Genomic DNA, 11,721 nt, shown 5'->3' on the forward strand with positions numbered 1-11,721 from the left:
ACGGGTGAGAGACCAGGTTCGCGATCAGAAGTTGATCATATGGCCGACGAGACCGTGGAAGGACTCCTGCAGGGCCTCGCTGAGTGTCGGGTGCGTGTGCACGTTGCGGGCCAGCTCGAGGGCGCCCAGGTCCCACTTCTGCGCGAGCGTGAGCTCGGGCAGAAGCTCGGAGACGTCGGGCCCGATGAGGTGGCCACCGAGCAGCTCGTAGTGCTCCTTGTCGGCGATCAGCTTGACGAAACCGGTGGCGTCGCCGAGCCCGTGCGCCTTGCCATTGGCCGTGAAGGGGAACTTGGCGACGACGATGTCGTGGCCCTCCTCCTTGGCCTGCTCCTCGGTGAGGCCGAAGGAGGCGACCTGCGGCGTGGTGAAGGTGGCGCGCGGCATCATCCGGTAGTCGCCGAGCTCCATCGTCTCGGCCTCGCCGATCGTCTCGGCTGCCACAACCCCCTGCGCTTCCGCGACGTGGGCCAGCATGAGCTTGGAGGTGACGTCGCCGATCGCGTAGATGTGCGGCACATTGGTGCGCATCCGCTCGTCGATCGCGATGGCGCCGCGGTCGGTGAGCTCGACGCCGGCGGCGTCGAGGCCGACACCCTCGACATTGGGCTGGAAGCCGATCGAGACCAGGACACGGTCGACCGTGATGGTCTCCTCGCCCTTCTTGCCCGAGTAGCGGACCGTCACGTCGTCGCCGTTGTCGGTGACCTCCTCGACCTTGGTGGAGGCGAGGATCGGGATGCCGAGCTTCTTGTAGGCCTTGGTGATCTCCTTGGAGACCTCGGGATCCTCGTTGGGCAGCGCGCGATCGAGGAACTCGATGATGGTGACGTCGACACCGTAGGCGCGCAGCACGTAGGCGAACTCCATGCCGATCGCCCCAGCACCGACGATCGCGATGGATCCGGGGAGATCCTCGCGCATGATCTGCTCTTCGTAGGTGAGCACGTTGTCGGACTTCTCGACACCGGGGAGCATCCGCACGCGCGAGCCGGTGGCGACGATCGCGTTGTCGAACTCGATGGTCTCGGTGCCGCCGTCGTTGAGGGCGACCTCGATCGAGTTGGGGCCGGTGAACGTGCCGCGACCGTCGAACTCGGTGATCTTGTTCTTCTTCATCAGGAAGTGCACGCCCTTGACGCGCCCCTCCGCGACCTCGCGGCTGCGGCTGAAGGCCTTGCCGAAGTCGAAGGAGACGTCGCCGCTGATGCCGAAGACATCGGCCTCATGGTTGACGATATTGGCGAGCTCGGCGTTGCGAAGGAGCGCCTTGGACGGGATGCAGCCGACATTGAGGCACACGCCGCCCCAGTACTTGCTCTCGATGATCGCGACGGACTTGCCGAGCTGGGCGGCGCGGATCGCGGCCACGTAGCCGCCGGGGCCGGCACCGAGCACCACGACGTCAAAGCGGTTGGACATGGACTCCCCTTCGAAGATTCGGTCGCCCTCCAACCTAGCAAGCGCCGCGGTGTCGCGACGCCCCGGTAGCCCGGCGAAACAGTGTGCGCGAGGACCCTTTCAGTCGACCGTCGCGGACGAGGCGACAGGCGTGCTGGGACGCACCATCCACCGCTCGGGATCGGGCAGCGCGCCGAACCCGTGCTGGGCGTACAGCCCCTGCGCATCGGCGGTGGCGAGCAGGACCCGGCGCAACCGCAGCGGTTCGAGCACGGCCAGCACCTCGGCGACGAGCCGTTGACCCAGACCCGCTCCACGCCGGTCGGGATCGACGAACACATCGGCGAGCCAGGCGAAGGTCGCGCCATCGGTGACCACACGACAGAACGCGGCCTGCTCACCGGTACCGACCTCATAGAGACCGAAGAGCCGGGACCCGTCGAAGGCCGCGTCGGTGACGGCACGGTCACGCCCCTTGGCCCAGTAGGAGAGCTCGGTCAGCCAGCCGTGCACACGGGCACGATCGACACGACCGGGGTCGGCCGAGAACTCATAGTCGGACACCGTCTTCCTCCTCCTCGGGAGATGGTCGCTTCACTGTCCGCGACGATAACGGCTCGGGCCGACAGTCTCGTGGGCCGAGCGGGACGGTGAGACATGTCGGCGATTTCTAGTAGGGTCACGTCCGCTATGACTGATGTGCCTTCCGAAGACCCGCGGCCCGAGTCCGCGCCGGTCTCACAGCCCTCCCAGAGTTCCGCTGTGCTGAGTCCCGAGAGCGCGGCGAGCCTGGCCACGCTGATGCCGTGGCTGCGATCCCCCGCCGGCCTCACCCGTCTCGGTCTCGTGACCGCCGCGGTCCTCGTCGCGGCCATCGTCTCGGGAGTCCTCTACACGGTCGCGCTCGTCGCCCCGGCCGGCGACCTCGCCTCGGCCGGCACGGTCTTCGGCGGTGTGCTGACCTTCGCCGGCATGGCCCTCGGGGCCGGCGTGTCGGCGGGGATCTTCGGATCCACGATCAGTGTCACGGTGTTCTCGCTCGGAACCCTGCTCGCCACCTGGGGGGCCGTGCACGCACTCACCCGGCGCGGCACGGCGGAGGAACACGGGCTCGCGGCGATCGGGCGCGTCGCCCGCACCGTCGTCGAGGCGGTCACGGCCGCCACGGCACTGACGATCCTGACCGCATTCGCCTCGGTCGGCGCCGCCGAGTTCGACTTCTTCGGACAGTTCTCGGCGCGTCCGCGCTGGTTCACGACGTGGATCGTGACCGCCCTGGCCGTCGCCATCGGCGCCGCCACCGGCCGGCGGGCGGCCGGCGGTGCCGCACCCCACCCGGTGACCACCGCACTGCGCGAGGCCGTGTGCCTGCACGCGCTGTGGCTCACCGTGTTCGGACCCGTCGCCGTGGTCGCCGTGGCGATCGCCCTCATCCGTGATGACAACGCGATCACGCTGCTCGCGATCCCGCCCATGCTCGGCAACCTGGTCGCCGCGGTCATCGCACTGGCGCATCTGGGCGCGGTAACCCTCTCGGAGACCGGCGCCTCCACCGAGATCGGCTGGGCGTGGGACATCGCCGACGGGCACGGAGCGTGGTGCATTCTGCTGGCGGTGATTCTGCTCGCCGTCGGCGCGGTACGGCTGGGCATACATCGCGAGCGGTCGTCCGTGCCCGTGTGGTCGCGGACCTGGCAGCTGCCCGCGATCACCCTGCTCGTCTGGGTCCTGCTGGCCGCGCTAGCGACGGGTATCCGGATGTCGGCCGGCGGATTCGGCCACATCGGCATCGGCCTGGCCTGGTGGACGCCCTTCACCGTCGCGATCGCGGCCGCGCTGGTCTCAGCCGGCGCCGAGTTCGCCCCCGCCGTCGCCTACGCACTCTCTCCCCGCCTGACGGCCCTGATCGCCGGATCGGCCGCCACGATGCGCTGGCTGCACGGTCCACCACCGGCCGCCTCGTCAGACGAGGCTCCGCCCGATGAAGGCACCGAGGCCACCGCGGTGCTGCCCCTCGGCACCGACGAGGCCGATGACACCGAGGCCACCATCGTCCTCTCGGACGGCGCCACCCCCGATCCGGCACCGGTCACGGGGCCCGCACCGATGGATCCGCTCACCAAGCGGCGCGTGGTCATAGCGGGCAGTGTGATCGCCGGGCTCGTGCTGCTCGTCGGCGGTTTCTTCGTCGCGCTGTCGATCGTCAACGCTCAGCGTAGTCCGGCCGGCACCGTCGAGGACTACCTCGCGCTGCTGGCCGATGGCCAGGCCGAGGCCGCCGGCGAGCTGGTCGATCCGGGCATCGCCTCCGACGAGCGCGCGCTGCTGAGCGACGAGGCGATGAGCGGTGCAACCCTGCTGGAGGTCGGCGAGGTGCGCGTCGACGACCGTGGGAGCGACTCGGCCACGGTGACCGCCTCGCTGTCCCTCGACGGTGAAAGGTTCGAGCACACCTTCGAGGTGCGAGGCGGCGAGAAGCGTTTCGGCGTGCTCGATACCTGGACGCTCGATGACCCGTTGCTCGTGCCGGTCACGCTGGGCAGCGACGCCCAGGACTCTCTTCTCGTGGGCGACGCCGAGGTGACACTGGACGAGAGCTCCGGCTTCTTCGGATCGAGCGAGTACGGCGCCGAGCTGTATGCCTACCCGGGCATCTACGAGGTCAGCGCGCCGGAGACCGAGTACGTCAGCACCGAGGCTGTCACGCTGCGGGCGACTCCCGGCGGCGCCGGTGCCGACGCCATGCTGGAGTCCGAGCCGAGTGACGGCCTCCGGGAGGCGGTGCTCGAACAGGTCCGCGCGAGGGTCGAGCAGTGTGCCACGCCGCCCACCAATATGGACGATGTCTGCCCGTCCGCCGTGCGCGACGACGACCTTGCCGAGCTGACGGTCACCACGCAGCCGGAGGACTTCGAGAGGCTGGAGCTCGGCGGCTTCCGCGCCGAGGACGCCGTCATCACGATTCGCCCCAATCCGGGCCTCTTCAACGGCGACCCCGATCCCGAGGAGATCGAGTTCGCGCTCGACGGCTCGATCTCGATCGAGGGTGGCGAGGTGGTCGTCGACTTCGACGACACCTGGTGGTGACGGTGGGGCTCAGTGCTCGCCGCGGTCGTGATCGTCCGGCGACCAGGTCAGCGCGAGGCTGAGTCCGACGCCGGCCGCGAGACCGCCGAACAGGAAGATCGCCATATCGGTGGCGACCCACAGCGGAAGACCGACGGCGAGTCCGATCACCACGCCGAAGAACACGGTGCGCAGGTCCATCCCAGGAGCTTATCGGCGACACCCGATGTGCCGGACCGGCGCAGGTGGGCCCCAGCGGTCTCATGGCTCCTCGGGTTCTCCAGGAGGTCGCCCGCGTCGTGACGGGAACTGACGACGCGACCCTGATGCAGTGCGCTGTGGGTAAGGACAGGACCGGCGGCGGACGTCTCCACCTCGTGGCTTGACATGTCGAGGCAGGCGATCCATGATTAAGCAATTCATTAATTAAGGAGTTGCTTAATGCGGGCGACCGATCGACTCAGCCTGGTGTTCAGCGCGCTCAGCGACCCGACCCGACGCGACATGGTGACACGCCTGTCGCGGGCCCCGATCACGGTCGGCGAACTGGCCGGCGACTACGAGATCAGCCCGCCCGCGGTCTCCCAGCACCTCAAGGTGCTGGAGCGGGCCGGACTCGTCACGCGGACCACGCAGGCACAGTGGCGCACCGTCACGCTGCATACCGAGCCGCTCGACGAGGCGGCTGCGTGGGTCGAACGCCACCGGCGCGACTGGAGTGAGCGACTCGACGCCCTCGAGGACTTCCTCGACACCACGAAGGAGCACGACGATGACCCCAGCTGAGTTCACCTTGACCCGCATCCTCGACGCCCCCGTCGAACGCGTCTGGGAGGCATGGACCGATCCCGACCAGCTCGCCCGCTGGCATCATCCCGTCGGCGTGAGCACCCCACGCGAGACCGTGAACGTCGACCTCCGCGAAGGCGGCTTCTACTCGTACACGATGGTGGCCGACGAGACCGGTGAGACCTATCCGACGGGCGGCACCTATCTGACGGTCGAACCGCCCCACCGTTTGGTCTTCACCTGGGGTGTACCCGGCGACCCGGTAGAGGAGCAACCCGTCGTCTCGCTGTCGCTGAACACGGCCGGAGACAGCACGGAGCTGACCCTGCACGTCGCCGGTATCGCGGGGAAGCCCGGTGACGACGGTGTCTACGACGGCTGGAACGAGGCCTTGGACTCTCTCAAGACCCATCTCGACTCCTGACCACCGCCCTCCGAGGACCGATGATGATGCCTGCGGTCGCTCCGACGATCACGCTGCATCATCATCGGTCAGCACGGCCCGTGAGCCCGGCTCAGACGGTGAAGTCGACCCCCTGGGCGAGCGGGAGCTCGCCGGAGTAGTTGATCGTGTTGGTGGCCCGGCGCATGTAGGCGCGCCAGGCATCCGAGCCGGACTCGCGGCCACCGCCGGTCTCCTTCTCGCCGCCGAAGGCACCGCCGATCTCCGCACCGGACGTACCGATGTTGACGTTGACGATGCCGCAGTCCGAGCCCTCGTCCGACACGAACAGCTCCGCCTCGGCCTGGTCCCGGGTGAACACCGACGACGACAGCCCCTGCGGGACGTCGTTGTTCAGCGCGATCGCCTCGTCGAAGTCGTCATAGGGCAGCACGTACAGCAGCGGCGCGAAGGTCTCGGACCGGACGATATCGGTCTGGCCCTTCATCGACACGATCGCGGGCTCCACGTAGTAGGCATCGGAAGCCGCCTCGGCCAGGACCCGCGAGCCGCCGGCCACCAGGGTGCCGCCGTCCGAGGTCGCCGTCTCGATCGCGGCGCTCATGGCGGTGTACGCGGGCTCGCCGATGAGCGGGCCCACCAGGGTGCCGTCGGCCGTGGGGTCGCCGATCGGCAGCCGGCCGTACGCCTCCGCGAGCCGTTCGGTCAGCTGATCGGCGACCGACCGATGGGCGATGACACGGCGCATCGTGGTGCAGCGCTGTCCGGCGGTGCCGGCGGCGGAGAACACGATGCCGCGCAGGGTCAGGTCGAGGTCGGCAGAGGGCGTGACGATCGCCGCGTTGTTGCCGCCGAGCTCCAGCAGGGAACGGCCGAAGCGGTTCGCGACCCGCGGGCCCACGGCGCGGCCCATGCGCGTCGAACCCGTGGCGCTCATCAGCGCCACGCGGGGATGATCCACCAGGGCCTCGCCGATCTCGGGACCGCCGACGACCACCTGGCTGATCGCCGGAGGCACGCCCGCTTCACGCAGCGCGCGGTCCAGCAGTGCCGCGCTCGCCCATGCCGTCAGCGGCGCCTGCTCCGACGGCTTCCAGATCACCGTGTCGCCGCACACCAGCGCGATCGCGGTGTTCCACGACCACACGGCCGCTGGGAAGTTGAAGGCGCTGATGACACCGACGACACCCAGCGGATGCCAGGTCTCCATCAGCCGGTGACCCGGCCGCTCTGAGACCGATGTCCGCCCGTACAGCTGGCGCGAGAGGCCCACCGCGAAGTCGCAGATGTCGATCATCTCCTGCACCTCACCCAGCGCCTCGGAGGTGATCTTGCCGACCTCCAGGCTCACCAGCGTGCCGAGATCGGCCTTGTGCTCGGTCAGCAGCTCGCCGAGGCGCTTCACGACCGCCCCCCGCGCCGGGGCCGGCGTGCGACGCCACTCGAGGAAGGCCTCGTGCGAGCGCGTGACCACCGCGTCGATCTCGGCGACGTCGTTCCAGCGGACGCCGCCGAGCGAGGCGCCGTTGACGGGTGAGCGGTGCGCGCCGTCGCCCGCGAGCGCCTCGACGTCCACACCGCATCGGCGGGCGGCGTCGAGCGCCTGCGGTCCGAGAATCTCCGGGCCGGGGATCTGGGTACGTGACATGGGGTTCATCAGCTCCTCGTTGCGGACGGTGTCCCCCGCGGTGGGCGCGAGCCTCGTGCCGAGGAACACCACCATCCTCGCCCCGCCGGCCACTGCTGTCGATGGAGACGACGACAGTCGTGTCCTCAGCGCTGTTCGACCGTGGTGGTCCGCGCTTCTTCGGCGTCGGCCTGCCAGGCGGCAAACGAATCGCGCAGGTCCTCGACCAGGGCGGTGACGAAGCTATCGTCCTCGAGCAGATCGGCACCCGGCTCCTCGTCGAGACCGCTGACGGTGGCCGAGATCGAGATGGTGCCGTCGAGACAGCCGTGGACCTGGCGGAAAGCCGATCCGTCGCTGATCTGCTCGCTCGTGTAGAGGTCGCGATCGGCGGAGTAGCCGTCCTGGTCCTCGTTCATCAGGCGCTCGCAGGTGGACGCGTCGTCCCGGTCGACGACGATCTCGAGGATCTGCAGGTCGTCGGCCTGGTACTCGCATGCCAGGACCTGGTGATCGACCGGGGCGATCATCTCGGCGCGCATGAACTCGCTACCTGTGAACCGGGCGAACTCCTCGACGATGTCGTCGGGGAACTGCTCGGCGCAGAGCTCGTCGAACTCGTCGGCCGCCGCCTCGCGCACGCCGTCGCGCCACTGTGGGGCGGATACCGCCTCAGAGGTCTCCGGCGCCTCCGCGGTCTCCGAGTCCTGGTCACCATCACCGCCCCCACCACCACACGCGGTGAGCGCCATCGCCAGGAGGAGTGTCGCGCCCAGTCGTCCGGTACGTGCGGTCAGGTGCTGCCTCATGGTTCCTCCCCGCGGCCTCCGGCCGCACAACCAGGATCGTGGTGTCCGCTTGCCCGCATCACTGTGCCAGGCCCGGCGCACGGCGGCGGCAGCCACCCGTAGACCCCTCGGCGCCCGCGCCGTGCTATCGGCTCAGTGCGGCGAGGCGAACTCCTGGGCCCGCACCCAGGCCAGGTGGCCGTAGATGAGCGGCACCGCCGATGCACCCTCCCCGGCGGCCGAGGCGACCCGCTTCATGGAGCCGGAGCGCGCGTCCCCGACGGCGAAGATGCCCCGCACGGCCGTCTCGAGGCTGGTCGGCGGCAGGTCGCCATCCCATCGCTCGCGCGGCACGTCGCGGCCGGTCAGGACGAAGCCGTTGTCATCGCGGAGGACGTCATCGGGCAGCCACTCGCACTGCGGCTCCGCACCGAGCAGGAGGAACAGGCCGTCGGCCCGCTCGCGCACCGGATCGCCGTCGCCGGAACGCACGGCGATCCACTCCAGCCGCCCATCGCCTCCTCCGTCGACGACCTGCGATCTCGTGCGCACGTCGATCGTGGGGGTCGCGGCGATCTCGCGCACGAGATAGTCCGACATCGTCTCCTCGATCGTCTCGCGCCGGACGACGAGGGTGACCTGATGCGCCCAGCGAGCGAGGTGGACCGCGGCCTGACCCGCCGAGTTGCCCCCGCCGACGATGAAGACCCGCCGACCCGCCATCTCCCGGGCGACCGTGGCAGCCGCGCCGTAGTAGACCCCGGTGCCGACGAGATCGTCGACCCCCTGGACGCCGAGTGTCCGATACGCGACGCCAGTCGCCACGACGACGGTCCGCGCGCAGAGCACGGTCTCGCCGACGTGAACGTGGTGATGCTCCGGCTCGTCGACCGGACCCCGCTCGACGACCGTGACCGGACGGCCGGTGAAGGCGCGGGCACCGAACCGGGTGGCCTGGATCCTGGCTCGTTGCGCCAGGCGCATTCCCGAGATGCCGCGCGGAAAACCGAGGTAGTTGCGGATCATCGAGCTCGTGCCGGCCTGCCCGCCGATCGCCTCGGCCTCGATGACGATCGTGGTCAGCCCCTCGGACGCCGAGTACATCGCCGCCGCCAGCCCGGCCGGTCCGGCACCCACGACGACGACATCGGCGACGGTTCCCGCTGGAATGGTGTCCGGCGTGCCGAACCACGCCTCGGTGACCTCGCCCGGGGTGGGCGCCACCAGTACGTCCTCGGTCATGGTCCGCACCATCGGGAAGCGCTGGTCGTCGCCCGCCTGCTGGCGGATCTGCTCGCCGATCTCGGAGTCGGGCGGATAAGTCTCCGAGCCGATCGCCATCCGGGCGAGGACATCGCGGATTGCCGCGACCTGTGGAGTCTCGCGATCCGTGACGATGGTGACCGACGAGACCACGGGCCGGGCCACGGTCGCGCCCCACTCGGAGAGCATCTCGCTCACCGCGACATGGAACTCCTCGTCGCGCTGGCCGCGCGGGACCCCGAGGAAGGTGTCGAAGTCCCGTGATGTCAGCGCGATCCGCAGCTCTTCCAATCGCTCCCGATACTCGCCGGTACCGATGAGGCACAACCGTCCGGCCGTCGGCGCCACGCGATGCAGCTGCCGCAACAGCACATGGCCGTCGACATCGGGGAGGGTCAGTTCGGCCGCCAAGACGGCGATGGGTGTTCCGGCGGCGACGAGTCGCTCGACCGTGTCCCGCGCAGCTGAGCCGTCCGGGACGAATCGGACGTCGTAGTCGCGGTCGTAGCGGCTGCGGAACTCCGATTCGAGCTTGCGGCGGTGGTCGGTCGTCACCACCAGGATCACCGGACGCTCAGACATGCGCTCGGCGTAGAGGGCCGGCTCGACCGACGGCATCAGAAGCCGCTGCCGGGTGGTCGCTCAGATCATTGGACCCGCAGGACGAATAAGTCGAGCACGTCCCGGACTTCGGTCAGACCGTCGGCCAAGGGAGCCGGCGCGGACAACGAGCTGAGCGCTTGAGAGTAGTCGACATCCGTCGGCTGTTCCCAGACCGCCCACAGCTTCTCCTCGTCGCCGTGTCGGGACCGGTAGGCGATGCCCTGCAGGTCTGCGTATACGGCGTAGAGGTGGGCCGAGACCGCACGGGTCAGCTGTCGAGGCACAGCATCGCGCAGCACGGCGGCGTCGAAGTCGGCATGCCCGAGGCGCTTGGCCGTAGCAAGAAAATGCGGGCGCAGCGCTCGGATCGTCTCGGACCTCGTGATCTGACAGAAGCGACCTGACAACAACGCTGATGAGGCCGAACGACGGTCGAACCACGATCGACGCACCACTCCGGCGGGTTGGGTCGGGTACGCGGGATCGTCGTCGATCTCGGCAAGCGACTCGTCGAGCTGCGGGTCGACGCAGAACTGGGCCAACACCTCCAGCAGAGCACCACGCAGCGACGACGCGGCGTAGGCGACCCGGAAACGTCCATCGGGATCGTCCCATCTGTTGGTGAATATGCCGTGTTCGGCGTAACGCCAGTCGACCCAACGCCACGGGAACGGGTGGTGACCGATCCGCCAGACCTCCAACCCCGAGAGCTCATCGATGACGAGACCGGGCTCGTGTGTCACGACGCGAGGAACGCCCGTGCGGCTGCCATCACCTGCGACGCCACGTCGTCACTGGACGCCTCGCGCAGGGCACGAGCCGGTGAGACGTCATCGAGCTTCGGGTTCATGCCCTGGAACCACGCCTGGATGACGGCGGGCTCCTCAGCAGCGGCGAGCGTCTGGGCGATCTGATAGCTCGCCCGCAATCTGTCCTGCACCAGCTGCGACGGCAGGCGCCGCCCTTCAGCCCAGTCGGAGACCTGGCGAGTCGCCTTGACACCTCCGAGATAGGCCACGAGCCGGGCGCCGAGCATCTCGCGAAGCTCCTGGACCAGAGCCGCGAAAGGAAGACGCACCGCATTCTGGTGCGCCAGCAGATCCGGGCGAGCAACATGGATCGTCATACTGAAAGCATACTCAATCGCACCTCGAATCACTATTGCTATCGCATGGCGAAGGATTCGAATGGGGAACGTGGGAGATCTGCCGGGCGAGGTCCTCGCCCGGCCGGGGACGGGCGCCATCGTCAGCCCGCTTCCGTGGAGCCCCCGACAGGATTCGAACCCGCGACATCCTTTTTATGGGTCGAGCAATCCATCAGAGTGCTCCGTACCGCGTATCCCCGGCCCGGAGACGGGTCATCAACGCGAACTCGCAGGTTGAACCGCCCCAGGTTTGATGCCGCATCCTTGTGAGTTGGAAGGATGCAGACCATGCCGAAGAAGATCGATCAGAAGGTCAAGGAGCGGTGCGTGCGGCAGGTGCTGGAGCATCTGCCGGAGTATCCGTCGCTGACCGCAGCTGCCGAGTCCGTCGCGCGTCGCGAGGGGGTCGGGAAGGAGTCGGTGCGTCGCTGGGTTGTCCAGGCCCAGGTCGACGGCGGGCAGCGCCAGGGCGCCACGTCCGAGGAGCTGGCTGAGATCAAGGAGCTCAAGGCCAGGGTCCGGCGGCTCGAGGAAGATAACGAGGTCCTGCGCAGGGCCTCGATTTTCTTCGCGGGGGAACTCGACCCCCGCAATCGATGATCGTCGCGTTCATCGACGAGCTGCGGGCCGAGGG

12 protein-coding genes are annotated in these 11,721 nt (G+C 68.8%); 4 read left to right on the plus strand and 8 right to left on the minus strand.

What is annotated here, in order from left to right:
- Positions 1 to 24 precede the first annotated feature (24 nt).
- Positions 25 to 1,422 carry a dihydrolipoyl dehydrogenase gene (gene lpdA / locus FNM00_RS11665; protein ID WP_143913716.1) on the minus strand — a complete coding sequence of 466 codons (1,398 nt, stop codon included), beginning with the start codon at positions 1,420 to 1,422 and terminating at the stop codon, positions 25 to 27.
- Positions 1,423 to 1,521: 99 nt separating this feature from the next.
- Entirely contained in the window at positions 1,522 to 1,965 is a 444-nt protein-coding gene (locus FNM00_RS11670) for a GNAT family N-acetyltransferase (protein ID WP_143913717.1), read from the minus strand.
- Between the two features lie 126 nt (positions 1,966 to 2,091).
- On the opposite strand from FNM00_RS11670, the gene FNM00_RS11675 reads away from it, so the two are divergent.
- A complete protein-coding gene (locus FNM00_RS11675) occupies positions 2,092 to 4,488 on the plus strand; it encodes a hypothetical protein (protein ID WP_143913718.1) in 2,397 nt (798 codons plus the stop codon).
- Positions 4,489 to 4,497: 9 nt separating this feature from the next.
- Here FNM00_RS11675 and FNM00_RS18845 read toward each other — a convergent pair whose 3' ends face one another.
- Positions 4,498 to 4,668, minus strand: a complete 171-nt coding sequence (locus tag FNM00_RS18845; protein WP_185973108.1) for a hypothetical protein — start codon at positions 4,666 to 4,668, stop codon at positions 4,498 to 4,500.
- 240 nt (positions 4,669 to 4,908) lie between these two features.
- Between FNM00_RS18845 and FNM00_RS11680 the strand changes: the two genes are divergently transcribed.
- Together FNM00_RS11680 and FNM00_RS11685 are read left to right on the plus strand one after the other, a co-directional pair.
- Positions 4,909 to 5,253, plus strand: coding sequence for an ArsR/SmtB family transcription factor (locus FNM00_RS11680; protein WP_143913719.1), 345 nt, complete (start codon positions 4,909 to 4,911; stop codon positions 5,251 to 5,253).
- On the plus strand, positions 5,240 to 5,680 hold the full coding sequence (locus FNM00_RS11685) for an SRPBCC family protein (RefSeq protein ID WP_143913720.1): 441 nt from the start codon (positions 5,240 to 5,242) through the stop codon (positions 5,678 to 5,680). The genes FNM00_RS11680 and FNM00_RS11685 overlap by 14 nt, the downstream gene beginning before the upstream one ends.
- A 91-nt stretch (positions 5,681 to 5,771) precedes the next feature.
- Here FNM00_RS11685 and amaB read toward each other — a convergent pair whose 3' ends face one another.
- From amaB to FNM00_RS11710, 5 genes are all read right to left on the minus strand, one after another.
- A complete protein-coding gene (gene amaB, locus FNM00_RS11690; protein WP_246065161.1) occupies positions 5,772 to 7,376 on the minus strand; it encodes an L-piperidine-6-carboxylate dehydrogenase in 1,605 nt (534 codons plus the stop codon).
- 56 nt (positions 7,377 to 7,432) lie between these two features.
- Positions 7,433 to 8,095: a hypothetical protein gene (locus tag FNM00_RS11695; RefSeq protein WP_143913721.1), complete on the minus strand. Its 663-nt coding sequence runs from the start codon at positions 8,093 to 8,095 to the stop codon at positions 7,433 to 7,435.
- Positions 8,096 to 8,227: 132 nt separating this feature from the next.
- Positions 8,228 to 9,919 carry an NAD(P)/FAD-dependent oxidoreductase gene (locus FNM00_RS11700; RefSeq protein WP_143913722.1) on the minus strand — a complete coding sequence of 564 codons (1,692 nt, stop codon included), beginning with the start codon at positions 9,917 to 9,919 and terminating at the stop codon, positions 8,228 to 8,230.
- Between the two features lie 65 nt (positions 9,920 to 9,984).
- The gene (locus tag FNM00_RS11705) at positions 9,985 to 10,683 is read right to left on the minus strand and encodes an RES family NAD+ phosphorylase (RefSeq protein WP_143913723.1); all 699 of its coding nucleotides are present in this window, start codon (positions 10,681 to 10,683) and stop codon (positions 9,985 to 9,987) included.
- On the minus strand, positions 10,680 to 11,066 hold the full coding sequence (locus tag FNM00_RS11710) for a hypothetical protein (RefSeq protein WP_143913724.1): 387 nt from the start codon (positions 11,064 to 11,066) through the stop codon (positions 10,680 to 10,682). Before FNM00_RS11710 ends, FNM00_RS11705 begins: the two co-directional genes overlap by 4 nt.
- Before the next feature lie 309 nt (positions 11,067 to 11,375).
- Between FNM00_RS11710 and FNM00_RS11715 the strand changes: the two genes are divergently transcribed.
- Complete coding sequence (locus FNM00_RS11715) at positions 11,376 to 11,687, plus strand: transposase (RefSeq protein WP_185973109.1); 312 nt, start codon at positions 11,376 to 11,378, stop codon at positions 11,685 to 11,687.
- The last annotated feature ends 34 nt before the right edge of the window (positions 11,688 to 11,721 follow it).

This window comes from Aeromicrobium piscarium (assembly GCF_007421815.1).
GTDB classification, from domain to species: domain Bacteria; phylum Actinomycetota; class Actinomycetes; order Propionibacteriales; family Nocardioidaceae; genus Aeromicrobium; species Aeromicrobium piscarium.

Excerpts from the sequence above, each read along its gene's own strand:
- lpdA (WP_143913716.1), bottom strand. The coding sequence starts at position 1,422 with ATGTCCAACCGCTTTGACGTCGTGGTGCTCGGTGCCGGCCCCGGCGGC.
- FNM00_RS11675 (WP_143913718.1), top strand. The coding sequence starts at position 2,092 with ATGACTGATGTGCCTTCCGAAGACCCGCGGCCCGAGTCCGCGCCGGTC.
- FNM00_RS18845 (WP_185973108.1), bottom strand. The coding sequence starts at position 4,668 with ATGGACCTGCGCACCGTGTTCTTCGGCGTGGTGATCGGACTCGCCGTC.
- FNM00_RS11680 (WP_143913719.1), top strand. The coding sequence starts at position 4,909 with ATGCGGGCGACCGATCGACTCAGCCTGGTGTTCAGCGCGCTCAGCGAC.
- FNM00_RS11685 (WP_143913720.1), top strand. The coding sequence starts at position 5,240 with ATGACCCCAGCTGAGTTCACCTTGACCCGCATCCTCGACGCCCCCGTC.
- FNM00_RS11695 (WP_143913721.1), bottom strand. The coding sequence starts at position 8,095 with ATGAGGCAGCACCTGACCGCACGTACCGGACGACTGGGCGCGACACTC.
- FNM00_RS11700 (WP_143913722.1), bottom strand. The coding sequence starts at position 9,919 with ATGTCTGAGCGTCCGGTGATCCTGGTGGTGACGACCGACCACCGCCGC.
- FNM00_RS11710 (WP_143913724.1), bottom strand. The coding sequence starts at position 11,066 with ATGACGATCCATGTTGCTCGCCCGGATCTGCTGGCGCACCAGAATGCG.
- FNM00_RS11715 (WP_185973109.1), top strand. The coding sequence starts at position 11,376 with ATGCCGAAGAAGATCGATCAGAAGGTCAAGGAGCGGTGCGTGCGGCAG.